Source organism: Iodidimonas sp. SYSU 1G8, from assembly GCF_039655775.1.
Classification (GTDB): Bacteria; Pseudomonadota; Alphaproteobacteria; order SMXS01; family SMXS01; genus RI-34.
The window spans coordinates 1,529,269-1,545,098 of sequence record NZ_JBBYXJ010000001.1 but is presented as its reverse complement, the minus strand read 5'-3'; the positions used below and the strand labels follow the sequence as shown (position 1 = coordinate 1,545,098).

The 15,830-nt window shown below is 65.3% G+C and carries 13 protein-coding genes and 1 pseudogene; 6 read left to right on the top strand and 8 right to left on the bottom strand.

Going from position 1 to position 15,830, the window contains the following annotated elements; all coding sequences use genetic code 11:
• Positions 1-46 precede the first annotated feature (46 nt).
• Complete coding sequence (locus WJU17_RS07385) at positions 47-2,053, bottom strand: TonB-dependent receptor (RefSeq protein WP_346326683.1); 2,007 nt, start codon at positions 2,051-2,053, stop codon at positions 47-49.
• A 259-nt stretch (positions 2,054-2,312) separates the two neighbouring features.
• On the opposite strand from WJU17_RS07385, the gene WJU17_RS07380 reads away from it, so the two are divergent.
• Positions 2,313-2,957 (top strand): TetR/AcrR family transcriptional regulator, encoded by a 645-nt coding sequence (locus tag WJU17_RS07380; RefSeq protein WP_346326682.1) that lies wholly within the window; start codon positions 2,313-2,315, stop codon positions 2,955-2,957.
• Positions 2,958-3,027: 70 nt separating this feature from the next.
• Here WJU17_RS07380 and WJU17_RS07375 read toward each other — a convergent pair whose 3' ends face one another.
• Positions 3,028-4,380: an MFS transporter gene (locus tag WJU17_RS07375; protein ID WP_346326681.1), complete on the bottom strand. Its 1,353-nt coding sequence runs from the start codon at positions 4,378-4,380 to the stop codon at positions 3,028-3,030.
• 232 nt (positions 4,381-4,612) lie between these two features.
• Between WJU17_RS07375 and WJU17_RS07370 the strand changes: the two genes are divergently transcribed.
• Positions 4,613-5,257: an HAD-IA family hydrolase gene (locus tag WJU17_RS07370; protein ID WP_346326680.1), complete on the top strand. Its 645-nt coding sequence runs from the start codon at positions 4,613-4,615 to the stop codon at positions 5,255-5,257.
• Positions 5,258-5,317: 60 nt separating this feature from the next.
• Here the strand turns inward: WJU17_RS07370 and infC are convergent, their stop codons facing one another.
• On the bottom strand, positions 5,318-5,839 hold the full coding sequence (infC, locus tag WJU17_RS07365) for a translation initiation factor IF-3 (RefSeq protein WP_346326679.1): 522 nt from the start codon (positions 5,837-5,839) through the stop codon (positions 5,318-5,320).
• A 133-nt stretch (positions 5,840-5,972) separates the two neighbouring features.
• Positions 5,973-7,955: a threonine--tRNA ligase gene (thrS, locus tag WJU17_RS07360; RefSeq protein WP_346326678.1), complete on the bottom strand. Its 1,983-nt coding sequence runs from the start codon at positions 7,953-7,955 to the stop codon at positions 5,973-5,975.
• Between the two features lie 153 nt (positions 7,956-8,108).
• On the opposite strand from thrS, the gene WJU17_RS07355 reads away from it, so the two are divergent.
• Together WJU17_RS07355 and WJU17_RS07350 are read left to right on the top strand one after the other, a co-directional pair.
• A complete protein-coding gene (locus WJU17_RS07355; RefSeq protein ID WP_346326677.1) occupies positions 8,109-9,182 on the top strand; it encodes a YjgN family protein in 1,074 nt (357 codons plus the stop codon).
• Between the two features lie 14 nt (positions 9,183-9,196).
• Complete coding sequence (locus tag WJU17_RS07350; protein ID WP_346326676.1) at positions 9,197-10,282, top strand: M48 family metallopeptidase; 1,086 nt, start codon at positions 9,197-9,199, stop codon at positions 10,280-10,282.
• On the opposite strand, the gene WJU17_RS07345 is transcribed toward WJU17_RS07350, so the two are convergent.
• Positions 10,260-11,378, bottom strand: coding sequence for a glycosyltransferase (locus tag WJU17_RS07345; RefSeq protein ID WP_346326675.1), 1,119 nt, complete (start codon positions 11,376-11,378; stop codon positions 10,260-10,262). The genes WJU17_RS07350 and WJU17_RS07345 overlap by 23 nt on opposite strands.
• A gap of 154 nt (positions 11,379-11,532) precedes the next feature.
• On the opposite strand from WJU17_RS07345, the gene WJU17_RS07340 reads away from it, so the two are divergent.
• Positions 11,533-12,201, top strand: a complete 669-nt coding sequence (locus WJU17_RS07340) for an alpha/beta hydrolase (protein ID WP_346326674.1) — start codon at positions 11,533-11,535, stop codon at positions 12,199-12,201.
• 9 nt (positions 12,202-12,210) lie between these two features.
• On the opposite strand, the gene WJU17_RS07335 is transcribed toward WJU17_RS07340, so the two are convergent.
• Positions 12,211-13,077 (bottom strand): SDR family oxidoreductase, encoded by an 867-nt coding sequence (locus WJU17_RS07335; protein WP_346326673.1) that lies wholly within the window; start codon positions 13,075-13,077, stop codon positions 12,211-12,213.
• A 17-nt stretch (positions 13,078-13,094) separates the two neighbouring features.
• Between WJU17_RS07335 and WJU17_RS07330 the strand changes: the two are divergent.
• Positions 13,095-13,901: pseudogene (locus WJU17_RS07330) on the top strand (tetratricopeptide repeat protein); the annotation flags it as partial.
• A 40-nt stretch (positions 13,902-13,941) separates the two neighbouring features.
• Here the strand turns inward: WJU17_RS07330 and queG are convergent.
• On the bottom strand, positions 13,942-15,045 hold the full coding sequence (gene queG / locus WJU17_RS07325; RefSeq protein WP_346326672.1) for a tRNA epoxyqueuosine(34) reductase QueG: 1,104 nt from the start codon (positions 15,043-15,045) through the stop codon (positions 13,942-13,944).
• 46 nt (positions 15,046-15,091) lie between these two features.
• Positions 15,092-15,757 carry a glutathione S-transferase family protein gene (locus WJU17_RS07320; RefSeq protein ID WP_346326671.1) on the bottom strand — a complete coding sequence of 222 codons (666 nt, stop codon included), beginning with the start codon at positions 15,755-15,757 and terminating at the stop codon, positions 15,092-15,094.
• Positions 15,758-15,830: the final 73 nt, after the last annotated feature.

The following is a 15,830-nucleotide window of genomic DNA, read 5'->3' as shown; positions in this document are numbered from 1 at the left end:
TCGAGTGCCAGAAATACTACGGGAACGGCGGCAGGGGAAGGGGGATCTAGAAGGTTACGCCGACCCCGCCGAACACTGTGCGCGGCAGCCCCGGCTTCAGTTCGTCACCGCCGAAGGCGGTATAGCGCCCATTGGTGGCATAGCGCTCGTTCAGCAGGTTGTGCAAGCGCAGGAACAGTTCCACACCCTCGGTGACGAAGATGCTGCCGCTGACATGGATCAGATCGTGCCCCTCGTAGGTGCGTGTATTGTCGTCGTCGAGATAGTAGGAGCCGAGATGTTCGTAGGACGCCTCGAGACGGCCGCCATTCAGGAAAGCCGGCCGCCAGACGATGCGGGCGCTGCCGATGTCCTTGGGCGCGCGGTTGATCTTGTTGCCCGACAGGTCGACCCCGGGTACCGGCGCCCATTCGATGAAGTGATGGTCGTTGCGCGCATAGGCGCCCGCGATCTCCAGCGTCGGCGTGATGGCGACGGTGATTCCCGCCTCCACGCCCTTGTGCCGCGTGTTGCCGGAATTGCGGATGTCGCGCACGCCGGTGGCATTGTTGGTGAAGACCAGGATGTCGTCGGTGATTTCCATGGTGTAGGCCGACACCTCGAACTGCACGCGATCCCAGGTGCCGCGCAGGCCCGCCTCGAAGCTCTCGGCCTTGACCGGCTTCAGGCCGGTCGACTGGGTCGAGCGTCCGGGGCGGAACAGCTGCGACGTGGTCGGCACGCGGAACGCCCGGCGCCAGGACACATAGGCATTCAGGGTGTCCGTGATGTCGTAGGTGATGCCGGCCTTGGGACTCCAGTCGTCGAAATGCAGCTTCTGGTCCGGCGGGCGGTTGTGCAGGGCCGTCGGGCTGACCACATCGCTCAGATTGTTGGTGTAATCGTAGTGGGCGTAATCGTAACGGATGCCCGCCGTCAGCCGCAGGCGCGGCAATGCCTGCCATTCGGCATGGGCATAGGGCGACAGGGTCAGGGCCTTGGCATTGAAGTCGTAGACGGTCGCGATCTCGGTGAAATCCACATAGAACGCGCCGTCGCGGATCGGCGCGATGCGCGTATCGACCCGGTTGCCGGTGGTGTAGTCCACATCGGCGCCGAGGATCAGTCGCAATTTGTCCGAGAAATCGTGGCGCACCTTGAACTGGCCGCCGAACGAGGTCGCGCTGGCCTCGAAATAATGGGGATCGAACGCCAAGGCGAAGAACGGCAGCAACTCGGTGCGGCCCCAGCGGAAGAAGGGCGTCAGGCTGACCAGCGTGTCGCCCATGTCGTAATCCATGTGGCTATAGAAGCGCAGGGATTCGACCAGGCGGAAGTCGATGGGCGACAGGTTGATCCTGGGATTGTTCTCGTAATCCGCGCGGCCGAGATTGGAGCCGGGCGAATCCTGGTTGGCGCGCACGGCGACCAGCACGTTCCGCACCGTCAGCGGGCCGCCATTATCGATCAGCCAGGTGAAGGTGCCCATCTGGTGGTCGGATTCGGTGTCGTCGCGCCAGCCGCTGTCGTGGGCGATGTTCACATCCGCCCGCACGCCGTGGCTGCCGCTGGTGCCGCCCAGCGAGATCAGGCCCTGCTTGTAGCCGCGCGTGCTGCCCTGGGCCTCGACACTGCCGCTGAACTCCTTGTTCGGCAGCGGCGTCATGACGTTGATCACGCCGGCGATGGCATCCGATCCGTAGAGCGCGGTGCCCGGTCCCTTGGTGATCTCCATGCGGGCGGCCTGCGACACGTTCATGTCGAACATGGCGTTGGTTTCGAAGAAACCCGCCGCCTGCTTGGGCACGCCGTTCTCGAGATACAGGTAGAGCGGGTTGAAATTGATCGGCTGCCGAATGACCGTGGTGTGGTGATTGCCGCTCAGCCAGGCCTGATAAACGCCCGGGATGCGGCCCATGATCTCCGACGGATGGGTCGGGTGCGCCTCGGCCAACGCCTTCTCGTCCAGCACGCCGGTACTCTCGGGCAAGGCGGTGCGCAGCGTGGCCTCGCGCGTTGCCGTTACCACGATCTGGTCGGCTGGCGCGGCCGTTGTTCCGGTCGCCAGTCCCATGGACAGGGCCGCGGCCCAGACCGTTACTGCAGCACGCTGTGCGATGATCGGCTCCCGTTCGATGCGGGCCAGAGTTAAGGGGAGGGCGCAGGGGGTGTCAAGGCGGAGCGGGGGCCGGAGAAAACCTTCCGCCGGATCCTTTGTCACATTGCCGGTTGCCGGAATCGCCCAAGGCGCGATAAATTAGACCAGGAACTAAAGACTTGAAGTCATGAGTGACTTGGCGTGTTGAACGGTACGGGAGTGGATTGATCCTATTATGGCGACTTCAGTAGCACTGGCCGGTGCGCGGCGCAGGCGGGTTCGCAGTCTCGCGACGCGGCAGGAGATCATCGAGGCCACGATCTCGTGCTTCGTGGAGATCGGATATTTCCGCACCACGACCACCGAGATCGCCAAGAAGGCCGGCGTGACCCGCGGCGCGGTGCAGCACTATTTCCCGACCACGCAACACGTCCTCGAAGCCTCGATCGATTATCTGCGCGAGCGGTGGCTGGAGTTATATTTCGAGGCCGCGCATCGTACGCCCGTCGGCAAGGATTATATCGACCAGGCCGTGGACAACATGTGGGAGCTGGTCAACAGCCGCCTTTCCATCGCGTGGGCCGAGTTGGTCGCGGCCTCGCGCACCGATCCGGAATTGCGGGCGATCGTCGAGCCGGCCGCCGCGCAGTACGAGAAAGCCCGTCTGGAGGCCGGCCGCCGCGCCTATCCGGATTTCGCCTTGGCCCTGCGGGAAGTGTTCGAACGATGCCGCGATACGCTGGAGTTCCTGTCCGAGGGGATGATGCGCACGGTCGTGATCCACGACCGGGAACACCGTATCAAGACCCAGCTCGACTGGATGAAGCAGGAACTCCACAAGGTCTGGGAACAGCAGAGCGACAAGGTTCGCATCCGCTAACCAGCCATGCCTTGAACGCGAAGGGCCGCCCCGGCGACGGGGCGGCCCTTTCCGTTTCGGCGTCCGCGGCCTAGTTCCAGGCTTCGGCGGTCTTCAGCGCACGGCGGAAATAGCGCAGGCCGAAGCCGATGCACACCGCGGCGATCGAATAGTTGATGACGGCCAGGGTCGAGAGCGACTTACCCAGCGCCATCTCGCTGTCGAACACGAAATCGTTCATCAGGGCCGGCAGGGTCGGGGCGAAGGTGTAGGACAGGAAGTTCACCACGATCATGTAGAAGGCGACCGATTGGCCGCGCAATTCGTTCGGCGCGACGGTCTGTAGCGCCGCGATGATCAGCCCCGGCGGCATGGCCATCAGGAACGTGACGGGCACCAGCATGGCGATGCACATCCACGGGTCGGGCAGGATGGTCATGATCGCCGCCAGCGGCCCCAGGAACAGGGTGCCGAGGAACACCATGCGCAGGGTGCCGTCGGGCTTGCCCTTGGCGATCAACCGGCTCGAAATGTAGCCGCCGAACAGGCTGCCGGAGAAACCCACGACCATGGAAATGGCGCCATAGGTCAGGCCGACCTCGCTCTTGGTCCAGCCGTGGTTGCGCACGAAATACTCGACGATCCACGAGAACAGGGCGAAACCCTGGGTGGACAGGCAGAGAAAGCCGGTGAAGATCAGCGCGAAGAACTGCCAGCGCGTCTTCACGAAGGCCCAGACCTGCGCGAAGGTGGCTTTCTCTCCGGTGGCGGACATGCGCCCCTTGCGCGCCGGCTCCCGAATGGTCAGGACCAGGGCCGCGACCAGCAAGCCGGGCAGGCCCACCACCAGGAAGACGAACTGCCAGGTAAACACCTCACCGATCAGCGGGACGACGACGCTGGGCTGCGCCTCCAGATGCTGAATCAGGGGGCCGCCGATCATGTTGGCGAGGCCCTGTCCAAGGAAGGGCGCGGCCGAAACGAAGCAGATGGCGAGCGGCAGCTTGGCGCGGGGGAAATAATCGGTCAGCACCGAATTGGCGGCGGGCGCCAGGGTGGCTTCGCCCACACCGACGCCCATGCGCGCCAGGAACAGCATGACATAGGTGTGCGCCATGCCGCACAGGGCGGTCATCACGCTCCAGGCGGCGACGCCAGCGGCCATGATGCCGCGGCGGTTGCCCGAATCCGCCCAGCGACCAGCCGGGAACGACATCACGTTGTAGAAGCCCGCGAAGGCGAGGCCCATGATCAGGGAGACCTGCGTGTCCGACAGCCCGCCAAGGTCGCGTTTCACCGGTCCGATCATCAGGTTGAGGATCTGGCGGTCGATGAAGGATAGCGTGGACGCGACCATCAGGACGAAGACCACGTACCACATGTATCGGTCACTGTATGGCTGCGCGGACGTGTCCTGTGACTGGCCCTGCGATTGAGTGCTCACAGTCCCCTGCCTCCCCTTTGTTTTTTCATGGTGACGGTTGGCCGGTAGCGTAGCGGGCGGTTGCACCCGGTCAACCGGAATCGGCGGGGATGCCGAAACGGAGCAGCCGGTTTCCCGGGCTGCGCAACGGCCGGCAAGAGCCGGGGGTGAGGTGGGGCAGCGGCGCCTTTCCGGTGGACCTGTTTCCGCTTCCCCAGTATATGCGCCGTGAACATAAAAACGGAGAGAGCGGATGATCAGGGCGGTAATCTGGGATTTTGGCGGTGTGTTGACGACCAGCCCGTTCGAGGCGTTCAACCGGTACGAAGCCGAGCGCGGCCTGCCGAAAGACCTGATCCGCGGCATCAACGCCACCAATCCCGATACCAACGCCTGGGCCTTGTTCGAGCGCAACGAGGTGACGCTGGACGAATTCGACCGGCTGTTCGACATGGAGGCCCACGCGCTGGGGCATCATCTGCCGGGCAAGGACGTGGTCGCGCTGCTGTCGGGTGATCTGCGTCCGCGCATGGTCGAGGCGCTGCGCCGCATCAGCGCGCGGCTGGTGACAGGATGCATCACCAACAACGTGCGCCACGGCGCTGGTGCCGGCATGTCGCGCACCGCCGAGCAGGCGGCGGGTGTCGCGCAGGTCATGAGCATGTTCAAGGTGGTGATCGAGTCATCCAAGGTCGGCGTGCGCAAGCCAAGTCCGGAAATCTATCGCATGGCCTGCGATGCGCTGGAGATCGAGCCGCACGAGGCGGTCTATCTGGACGATCTGGGAATCAACCTCAAGCCGGCCAAGGCTCTGGGCATGCGGACCATCAAGGTCATCGATCCCGATGTGGCGCTCAAGGAACTGGAAGAGATCGTCGGCTTCCCGCTGGCGGATTGAGCCTGAACGACGAACCCCCGCACAAGGCGGGGGTTCGGTAACCCTGGCATGGAAAGACGCCTAGCGCGGCGCCATGACCATGGTCATCTGCTTGCCTTCCAGACGGGGGAAGCTCTCGACCTTGGCGAGCTCTTCCAGATCGTCCTGAACGCGCTTGAGGACCTGTACGCCGATATCCTGATGGGCCATTTCGCGACCGCGGAAGCGCAGGGTGACCTTCACCTTGTCGCCTTCCTCGAAGAAGCGCTGCATGGCACGGAGCTTGACCTGGTAGTCATGCTCATCGATGCCGGGACGCATCTTGATTTCCTTGACCTCGATGACCTTCTGATTCTTGCGGGCAATATTGGCCTTCTTCTGGGCCTCGTACTTGAACTTGCCGTAATCAAGAACCTTGCAGACGGGCGGGTCCGCATTCGGTGAAATTTCGACGAGGTCGAGTCCAGCGGCAGCGGCGGTAGCCAGCGCCTTCTCGATGGTGACAACCCCGACATTCTCTCCGCTGGCATCGATCAGGCGCACGCGCGGCACCCTGATCTCTTCGTTGGCGCGTGGACCCTCCCGGTTCGGCGGCGCCTGCATTGGTGGTCTAGCTATGAAAGTCTCTCCCGTGGTGACCAAACGCATGTGCGCGGCGCAAGACGCCACGCTGCAAGCGCTAAAGATAGGCGCATGACCGGCCAGTGTCCAGTTTATGAATCAAAAAGGCTGGAGATCAGGCCGGCGGCGTGGCTTCCGCGCGCAGATCGGCGAGTACCTCATCGAATGCGGAAACCTTCTGGTCGTTGGAGCCCAGGCGGCGCACCGAGACGGTCCGTTCCTCGGCTTCCTTGCGGCCGATCACCAGAATGACCGGCACCTTGGCGACGCTGTGCTCGCGGACCTTGTAGTTGATCTTCTCGTTGCGCAGATCGGCCTCGACCCGGATTCCGGCCTGCTTCAGCAGGTCCACCGCTTCGCGGGCGTATGCGTCGCCATCCTGCGTGATCGTCGCGACCACCACCTGAACCGGCGCGAGCCACAGCGGGAACTTGCCCGCATAGTGCTCGACCAGCATGCCGATGAAGCGCTCGAACGACCCCAGGATCGCGCGGTGCAGCATGACCGGGCGGTGCTTGGCGCCGTCCTCGCCGATATAGGACGCATCGAGCCGCTCGGGCAGCACGAAGTCCAGCTGCAGGGTGCCGCACTGCCAGGACCGGCCGATGGCGTCGCGCAGGTGGAACTCCAGCTTGGGGCCGTAGAACGCGCCTTCGCCGGGCGAATAGGTGAACTCCAGGCCTGCCGCGGTCACCGCTTCGGCCAGCAGGCGTTCGGACAGGTCCCAGGTCTCGTCGGTCCCGCCGCGCAGCGCCGGATCGTCAGGCCGGGTGGCGAGTTTGACGGACACATCGTGGAAACCCAGATGCTCGTAGACGCTGGCCAGCAGTTCGCAAAACGCCTTGGTCTCGCCGACGATCTGGTCGACGCGGCAGAAGATATGCGCGTCGTCCTGGGTCATCTGGCGCACGCGCATGAGGCCATGCAGCGCGCCGTGGGCCTCGTTGCGGTGGCAACAGCCAAATTCGGCCATGCGAATCGGCAGGTCGCGGTAGCTGCGGATGTCGTTCTTGAAGATCTGGATGTGCGCCGGGCAGTTCATCGGCTTGAGCGCCATCATCCGGGCGTCCGACGACACGATCGGCTTGTCGTCCTCGGTGCTGGGAATCTCGTCCGGCACCACGAACATGTTCTCGCGGAACTTGGACCAGTGGCCCGACTGCTCCCAGAACCGGGAATCCAGCAGCTGCGGGGTCTTCACCTCCACATAGCCGCTCGCGGTCAGCCGGCGGCGCAGATATTGCTCCAGCGCCTGCCAGATCACGTAGCCTTTCGGATGCCAGAAGACCGAGCCCTGCGCTTCTTCCTGCAGGTGATACAGATCCATCTCGCGGCCGATGCGGCGATGGTCGCGCTTCTCGGCTTCCTCGAGGCGGAACAGATACTCCTTCAGTTCCTTATCGTCGCGCCACGCGGTGCCATAGATGCGCTGAAGCATCTCGTTATCCGAGTTGCCGCGCCAATACGCGCCGGCCAGCTTCATCAGCTTGAAGGCCTTGCCCAGCTTGCCGGTGGATGGCAGATGGGGTCCGCGGCACAGATCGATGAACTCGCCCTGGCGGTAGAGGCCGATGGCTTCGCCCGCCGGAATCGACGCGATGATCTCCGCCTTGTAGTCCTCGCCGATCTTCTTGAAGAAGGCGACCGCTTCGTCCCGGTCCCATTCCTCGCGCACGATGGCTTCGTCCCGGTCGACGATCTCGCGCATGCGCTGCTCGATCTTTTCCAGGTCGTCCGGGGTGAACGGCTCCTTGCGCGCGAAATCGTAGTAGAAACCGTCCTGGATCGCCGGGCCGATGGTGACCTGGGTCTCGGGATACAGCTCCTGCACCGCCTCGGCCATGATATGGGCCGCGTCGTGACGCAACAGCTCCAGCGCAGCCTCGTCCTTGCGCGTGATGATCTCCACCCGGGCGTCGCGCCTGATCGTGCGCGTCAGGTCCCATTCCTGTCCGTCGACGCGGACGGCAAGGGCTGCCTTGGCAAGGCCGGGTCCGATGGAAGCGGCCAGTTCGGCGCCGGTAACCGGGCCGTCGAACTGTCGGGCGCTGCCGTCGGGCAGGGTGATCTTCACGGGATGTTCTACTGTCTGGTCCATTGTCGTTAGCTGCTCGGTGAAGCGGGTGAACCTAGTAGGATTTGGTGGGGTGTCAAGCAAAGCGCGGCCAAAGCCATCTATCAGCCGAACCCCGCGGCTGTTATCGTTCCGCCCTGTATTTCACTTTTGCGTTTAGGCCGTTGGGGGAAAATGATGTCGACACTGATTGACGAGGCCGGGAACGTCGCCGTTGGCCCGGACCGGCTGAAGTTCGTCGGTTCTGGCGGGACGCTGTTCGGTATCCATCTGGTGGGGCTGCTGCTCACCTTGATCACGTTCGGCATCTACCGGTTCTGGTGGCGCACCAATGTGCGTCGCTACATGTGGAGCAACACGCTCTATCTCGACGAACCCTTCGAATATACCGGCAAGGGCCTCGAGTTGTTCGTCGGTTTCCTGATCGTGCTCGCGCTGGTCATCGTGCCCGGCGTCGCCCTTTACTTGCTGGGGATGTGGCTTCTGAGCAGCGGTGAATTCGCCGCCGGCATCACAATGTTGGTGCTGCTCTATGGCGGGTTCTTCGTCCTGCTCGGCGCGGCGCTCTACCGCGTCATGGTCTATCGCCTGTCGCGCACGCAGTGGCGCGGCATCCGGGGCGCGCTGGGCGGCTCGGCGATCACCTACGCGCTGCGGTTTCTTGGTCTCCTGGTGCTGCAGATGATCACCCTGGGACTGGCCGCGCCATATGCCTCGATCAAGCTGTATGGCTACATGCTCAACAACATGTGGTTCGGCAGCGGCCGGTTTCGTTTCCAGGCCGACTGGAAGCCCCTGTTCAAGTGGTTCCTCGTCCCCTGGCTGCTTCTGCTCGGCGGGATGGGCTGTATGGTGGCCGCCAGCGCCATGGCCATCCCCGGCGCGTCGGGCGAGTCCATCGCGACGGCCATGATGGTCATGCCGATCGGTTTCCTGCTGCTGTTCGCAGGCTTCGTCGCGTTGCTCTGGTACGCGGCGGCGGTCATCCGCACCATCCTGGCGGGGCTGGAATTCGAAGGCGTGCGCTTCTCGAGCACCATCACCGGCGCCCGTCTGTTCATGATCTATTTCCTCGCCATGCTGCTGCTCGCCTTCACCCTTTTCCTCGCCTATCCGTGGGTCCAGGTGATGATCATCAAGTTCGTCACCGACAACATCGAGGTGCACGGCCGCCCGGATTTCGGGCGTATTGCCCAGAGTGCCGCCGAGGTGCCGAAGTTCGGCGAAGGGCTGGGGGAGGCGTTCCTCTGACCGGCGAGGATCTCATGGCGGCCACCTATTATGATGGCCGCTCCGCCGAAGGCCGTGCGGCGAGCGTTTTCGCCGGAGCGGACGGGTTGGAAATTCGGCTGGCGGACGCTGATTTGCTCTGGCCCTACGGCCGCTTGTCCCTGGTCTCCGCGGCGGATCATGGCCAAAGGGTCGTGATCGCGCCCCGACCGGGCGCTGCCGAGCGCCTGTCTTTATCGGGCGAGGACGTGCTCGAGACGCTGGCGGCGTGGGCGCCCCAGCTCCGGCGGCAGAAGCCGTCCCGCGGGCATGTCCGCTCGGTGCTGGTCGCCGGCGCCATCATCGCGGTGCTGGCGGTGTTCTGGGCGGGCTATCCGATCGTGAAGCAGGGGATCGTCGCCGTTTTCCCCTCCAGCTGGGCCGACCGCATCGGCCGTTCCATGGCCGCCGATAACCGGCTGTTCGGGGAACCCTGCGACGGCGCCGCCGGCATGGCCGCGCTGGAGGCGCTGTCCGCCCGGCTGACGCAGGGCATGGACTTGCCCGAGCCCGTCAAGGTCCATGTCACCGCGTCGAAAGACGTGAATGCCTTCGCCGCGCCCGGCGGGCACATCGTGCTGTTGCATGGCCTGATCAAGGAAGCCCGGTCGCCCGACGAGGTCGCCGGTGTGCTGGCCCACGAGATCGGGCACGTGCAGCACCGTCATCCGATCAATCGTCTGGTCGACGTCGCGGGCATCCAGCTGATCGTCACCAGCATCAGCGGCGATGTGGGCGCGCTCGGCACCCTGGCCCTCATGCTCAGCTATGGAATCGATGACGAGGCCGAGGCGGACAGGACCGGACTCGACATGCTGCTGGCCGCCGGAATCGCGCCGGACGGCCTGGCGGCATTCTTCGACAGGATGGCGCGGAAGAACGAGAACAAGCTGACGGTCGGTCAGTTCCTGCGAACCCATCCGCCGTTGGAGGAGCGTTCCGCGATGATCCGCGGCCGGCGGCCCACCGGGGCCGTGACGCCCGCGCTTACCCAGCAGCAATGGCGCGACCTGCGCGCCGTTTGCGACGGCGTGGCGACCGAGGACGAAGCCGACGAGCCTAACGGCGGCGGGGACGTGTAAGGTCGCGGTAGAGCGCGAGCATGTGTTTCTGGGCATCGGCCAGGGAATAGGCCCGCTCGATGGCGGCGCGCGCCTCGGCCGCCAACGCGGCACGCGCGGGTATGCCCAGGGTCAGCGCCTCGTCGAGCGATGCCGCCAGCGCTTCCGCATCGCCCGGCGGCACCAGCCAGCCGGTCTTGCCGGGGACGATCATGCCTGGCGTGTCGCCAACGCAGCTCGCCACCACTGGGCGTCCCATGGCCAGCGCCTCGGCGCAGACCGAATTGAACGCCTCCGGGACCCGCGACGGCACGACCACCGCATCGGCGATCATGTACGCGACAGGCATGTCCGGCGCGTGGCTGACGAAGCGGACCCGGCCCTCGAGCTGGAGCGAGGCGATGAGGCGCAGGAGCGTTTCCCGGTAACGCTGGTTTTCATCCTCGCGGGACAGGATCAGGCACGTGGCATGGCGCGTTTTCATCCGCGCCATGGCGTGCAGCAACACGTCATGGCCCTTGCCGGGCGAGAGCCGGCCCGTCATCAGGATCACGGCGGGAAGGTCGTCCGCGCGCCACTCCTGCGCCTGCCGGATCAGCTTTTCGGCCCGCACCATGGCCGGACTGAAGCGGGGCAAATCAACGCCGCGCGGGATGACTTCGACGCGCGCGCCATTGGCCAACATGGTCTGCGGGACCAGCGACGCAACGAAAGGCGAAGCGGCGACGATGGCATCGGCCATGCCCATGTCCGGGCTGATCCACTGTTCCGGCGGTCGGTCATCATTGCCGATCGGTGAGACGACGAAAGGAATCCCCATCGTCCTCGCCGCGCGGCGTGCGACCCGGGCGCCGCGCCGCCCATAGGCGTGGATCACGTCGATACGGTGCTTTCCGAGCGTGTTTCTGATCTGCCGGGCAATGCGCCACCGAGCAAGTGGCGAAAGCGACTCGAAGGGCAGGTCGAGATGGACGCCGCCAGCCTGTCGGAATTCGCCGACAAGCGCCCCAGTGCGGGCGGCGGCGATCACCGCGCCTCCCTGACCGATGACCGTACGGGCCATGTCGATGGCGTTGCGCGACGCGCCATCCGCGTCGAGCCGGGGCAAAATCTGCAAAAGTCTGAGCGGGGCTTCGGTATTCACATCATCAAAGCGGTTGAAGACGCCCCCCGGACTTCGTTACTGCTGGGAAATGGAGGCGTCCCTTAGCACCATTTCCTCAGGCGGTCACGCCATTGCATATGAATCCGTTCCGGGTACCGGACCGGGCGTGATCTTCCTGCCCGGCTTCAAGTCCGACATGACCGGCACCAAGGCGACCGCGTTGCGGGACTGGTGCCTGCGACGGGGCCGGGCGTTTACCCGTTTCGATTATTCCGGTCACGGCCAGTCGGAAGGCAATTTCGAGGATGGCACCGTCGGCCGCTGGGCAAGCGATGCCATCGCCGTGCTGGATCAGGTCACTCAGGGGCCGCAGATTCTCGTCGGCTCCAGCATGGGCGGCTGGATGGCGCTGCTGGTGGCCCGAGCGCGGCCGGCGCGAATCGCGGCGCTGGTCGGCATCGCCGCCGCGCCGGACTTCACCGAGGATCTGATGTGGGCCTCCTATGGCGAGGACGTGCGCGAGATCCTGCGGCGCGACGGCGTCTACTACGAGCCTTCCGACTACGGCGAGCCCTATGCCATCAGCATGCGGCTGATCGAGGAGGCCAGGGACCATCTCGTGCTGCGCGCCCCGCTCGAGCTGCCGTTCCCGGTCCGCCTGATCCAGGGCATGCGGGATCCGGACGTGCCGTGGCGCACCGCCTTGCGGCTGGCCGAGCATGTGTCCGGCGACGACGTGGAGGTGATCCTTGTCAAAGGCGGCGATCACCGCCTCTCCGAGCCAGCCGACATCGCCCGGCTGGAAGCCGTGCTGGACGCGCTGCCCGGAGGCTGATGGTCTCCGTTAGAGGGTTCGGGCGATGGCGCTCAGGCCATCGCGATAGGTGGGATAGCGCAGCGTCACGCCCAGCTCGTGTTTCATCCTGTCGTTCCGCACCCGCTTGCTCTCCTCGTAAAAGCTGCGCGCCATGGGGCTGAGGTCGGCCTGATCCAGCGGCGTGAGCGGCTCGACGGGCAGGCCCAGCAGCTCGCAGGCGAAAGCCGTGACCTCCTGCGGCGGCGCGGGCTCGTCATCGCAGATGTTGTAGATGGCGCCGGGGCGGGGCTGGACCATGGAGGCGATCAGCGCGGTCGCCAGGTCGTCCACGTGAATGCGCGAGAAGACCTGCCCTTCCTTGAAGACGCGCCGTGTCCGCCCGGCGGTGACAGCCTCGATGGCGCTGCGGCCCGGTCCATAGATGCCGGGCAGGCGGAACAGATGCACGGGGACGCGACCCATCTCGTAAAGGCTCATCCAGCCCATTTCGGCTTCCGCCCGGCGCCGGCCCCGCGCCGTGGAGGGCGATCGCGGCGTCGCCTCGTCCACCCACGCGCCATCCTTGTCGCCATAGACCCCGGTGGTCGACAGGTAGCCGGCCCAGGCGAGGCGCGTGATCGAGGCGATTTCGCGGGCATGATGCCGGAGCGCCGGATCGCCGGATTCGTCGGGAGGAATGGACGCCAGCAGATGGGTGGTGCCTTCGAGGGCGCGCTCGGGATTTTCGAGCGGGGCCGAGCCGTCGAACAGGAAGGCCTCGAAGCCCTGCGCTTCGAGCGCCGCCTTCGTGTCCGGCGACCGGCAGGTGCCGGCCACTTTCCAGCCATCGGCCCGCAATTGACGGCCCACGATCCTGGCGGTGTAACCCAGTCCGAAGACGAAGAGTCGCTTCATCGGCACCGATCTCCTATATGTTTGGCAGCCTCAATCTAGAGTTTACGCCCCGAACCCGACAAGGCTTCCCCTTGAAAAACACTGCCGCCATTCTCTCCGGCGCCTTCCTGGCGTTGTTCGCGTTTCCGGCGCTGGCCGGCAACTATTCCGAGTGCATGAAGCTGGTCGACATGGCGCCCAAACGTGCCTACGAGCTCGCTACCGAATGGCGGGACAATGGCGGCGGCATTCCGGCGGAGCATTGCCGGGCGCTGGCGTTATTTACTCTCGGTGATTATGAACAAGCCGCCGGTCTGCTCGAAGAGCTGTCCGGGCGCGCGGCGCAGCAGGCCCGGCAGCCGGATGCGGCGAGCCTGCAACAGGACGAGGACGGCAGTCCGCTGCCCGCGGCCAAACCGGTTCCGCCGTCGTTGGCCGCCGATCTGCTCGCCCAGGCCGGCAACGCCTGGCTGATGGCGGAAAAGCACGAGAAGGCGTTCGCGGTTCTGTCGGACGCCCTCGCCGAAAGCGGCGGCGACGCTGGCCGGTCGGCGGAAATTCTGATCGACCGGGCACGGGCGCGTGTCGAAATGGGCAATCTCGAAGCGGCGGTGACCGATCTCGATCAGGCGATCAAGCTCGGCGGTCCGCGCGCCGACGCGCTGGCCTATCGCGCCGCGGCGCACCGGGCGCGCAGTGCGTTCGCATCCGCGCGCGCCGACATCGATCAGGCATTGGCGCTCGATCCGCAAAGCCCGGAAGCGCTGCTGGAAAGCGGCAATCTGAATTCATCGATCGGCAATCTGGACGCGGCGATCGTCGACTGGCTCCAGGTCACCAAGGAAGCGCCCGATACACCATTGGCCAAGGCGGCGGCCGGCAGCATCAGCGCGGCGCGGGCGCAGCAGCAGGCCGAGGCGAAGGCGACCACTCCGCCTGGACCGCCGGGTCCGTCTCCAGCGCCAGCCGCCCGGTCCGCGCCGCCGAAAACCGCGCCGGCGCCAGCTCCCTGAGCGCCCAGGCGGCCATCGCCCGCACCAGCGGCGACGTGTCGTCCAGCAGGCTCTCGACGATGCCGACCGCCTTGCCGTCGCGGCTGTTGCCCAAGGCGATCAGCACGTTGCGGACAAACCGGTCACGGCCGATCCGTTTGATCGGCGATCCCGAGAAGAATGCCCGAAAGCCGGCATCGTCCAGCGCGGCGAGATCCGTCAGCCGGGGCGACGTCAATTCCGCGCGCGGATGGAACGCGGTCTCGGCGGCGTCCCGCGCGAACTTGTTCCACGGGCAGACCGCCAGGCAGTCATCGCAGCCATAGATGCGGTTCGCCATGGGCGCGCGGAATTCCAGCGGGATGTGCCCGCCGAATTCGATGGTGAGGTAGGACAGGCAGCGGCGCGCGTCCAGCTGATAGGGCGCGGGAAAGGCCTGCGTCGGGCAGGCGTCGAGGCAATTGCGGCACTGGCCGCAATGATCGGTCTCGGGCGCATCGGCAGGCAGGTCCGCATCCGTATAGATCGCGCCGAGGAAGAGCCATGACCCGAAGCCGCGCGAGACGAGGTTGGTGTGCTTGCCCTGCCAGCCCAGCCCCGCCGCCTGGGCCAGCGGCTTTTCCGGCACCGGGGCGGTATCGACGAACACCTTGATGGCGGCGCCGTGCGACTGGTGAAGCCAGCGGCCCACCCGCTTGAGGCGCTTCTTGATAACATCGTGATAGTCTCGGTTGCGCGCATAGACGGAGATGACGCCACGGTCCGTATGCGCCAGCCGCGCCATCGGGTCGTCCTGCGGGCCGTAGTTGATGGCGGTGACGATGATGCTGCGTACCTCCGGCCACAAGGTCCGGGGATCGCCGCGCCGGTCGGCCTTTTCGGCCAGCCAGCCCATGTCGCCGTGGCGGCCCTGGTCGAGAAAAGACCGCAACCGGGCGGGAAACTCCGGAATGCTCGCGGGCAGGGTGAAGGCGACGGCGTCGAAGCCCTCTTCCATCAGACGGGTGCGAATCTCCCGCTTCAGGTCGTCCGCAGTGTCCGTCCTAGAAGTCGAGATTGTCATAGTGCGGCGGCGGCGCCAGCCCCGGAATGCGGTCCGCGAGCACGGCACGGAAGCTTGGCCGGGACTTGACCCGGACATACCAGTCCTTCGCCTCCGGGTGCGCGTCCCAAGGCACGTTGTCGAGGTAATCGACGCAGGAAAGATGCGCCGCGGCGGCGATGTCGGCCAGCGAGAATTCGTCGCCCCCCAGCCAGCGGCGCCGCTCGGTCAGGTAGGCGATATATTGCATGTGGTAGCCGATGTTGTGCAGGCCGGCGCGGATCGCGCTGGAATTGGGCGTGCCCATCTTCATGAAGCGCTTCATGACCTTCTCGGTCACCAGATTATCGGTCACCTCACGGTGAAACTTCTGGTCGAACCAGGCGACGAGCCGCCGTACTTCGGCCCGCGTGATGGCATCCCGGCCATAAAGCGACCGGGTGAGGACGGTTTCATTCAGGTACTCGCAGATGGCCGCGCTGTCGGCAATGACGGTGCCGTCGTTCTCGACGAGAACGGGCACGGTTCCGGCCGGGTTCAGCGCCAGGAACGCGTCGCGGCGCTCCCATACCGGTTCGATGACCAGTTTCGCTTCCAAGCCCAGCTCCGCCAGCGCGATTCGAACCTTGCGGGAGAAAGGGGATAGCCAGAGATGGAAGAGACGCATTCGTCCTTTACCGTTAATCGCTCAGGGCGCCTGTCCATTCCATCACAGGCGTTCATGTCAAACGACGGCGGAT

What these genes read in the sequence shown, in the direction of transcription:
- WJU17_RS07380 (WP_346326682.1), top strand. Translation starts at nt 2,313, where the DNA reads ATGGCGACTTCAGTAGCACTGGCCGGTGCGCGGCGCAGGCGGGTTCGC.
- WJU17_RS07350 (WP_346326676.1), top strand. Translation starts at nt 9,197, where the DNA reads ATGGCGGCCACCTATTATGATGGCCGCTCCGCCGAAGGCCGTGCGGCG.
- queG (WP_346326672.1), bottom strand. Translation starts at nt 15,045, where the DNA reads ATGGAAGAGGGCTTCGACGCCGTCGCCTTCACCCTGCCCGCGAGCATT.
- infC (WP_346326679.1), bottom strand. Translation starts at nt 5,839, where the DNA reads ATGCAGGCGCCGCCGAACCGGGAGGGTCCACGCGCCAACGAAGAGATC.
- thrS (WP_346326678.1), bottom strand. Translation starts at nt 7,955, where the DNA reads ATGGACCAGACAGTAGAACATCCCGTGAAGATCACCCTGCCCGACGGC.
- WJU17_RS07355 (WP_346326677.1), top strand. Translation starts at nt 8,109, where the DNA reads ATGTCGACACTGATTGACGAGGCCGGGAACGTCGCCGTTGGCCCGGAC.
- WJU17_RS07335 (WP_346326673.1), bottom strand. Translation starts at nt 13,077, where the DNA reads ATGAAGCGACTCTTCGTCTTCGGACTGGGTTACACCGCCAGGATCGTG.
- WJU17_RS07320 (WP_346326671.1), bottom strand. Translation starts at nt 15,757, where the DNA reads ATGCGTCTCTTCCATCTCTGGCTATCCCCTTTCTCCCGCAAGGTTCGA.
- WJU17_RS07385 (WP_346326683.1), bottom strand. Translation starts at nt 2,053, where the DNA reads ATGGGACTGGCGACCGGAACAACGGCCGCGCCAGCCGACCAGATCGTG.
- WJU17_RS07370 (WP_346326680.1), top strand. Translation starts at nt 4,613, where the DNA reads ATGATCAGGGCGGTAATCTGGGATTTTGGCGGTGTGTTGACGACCAGC.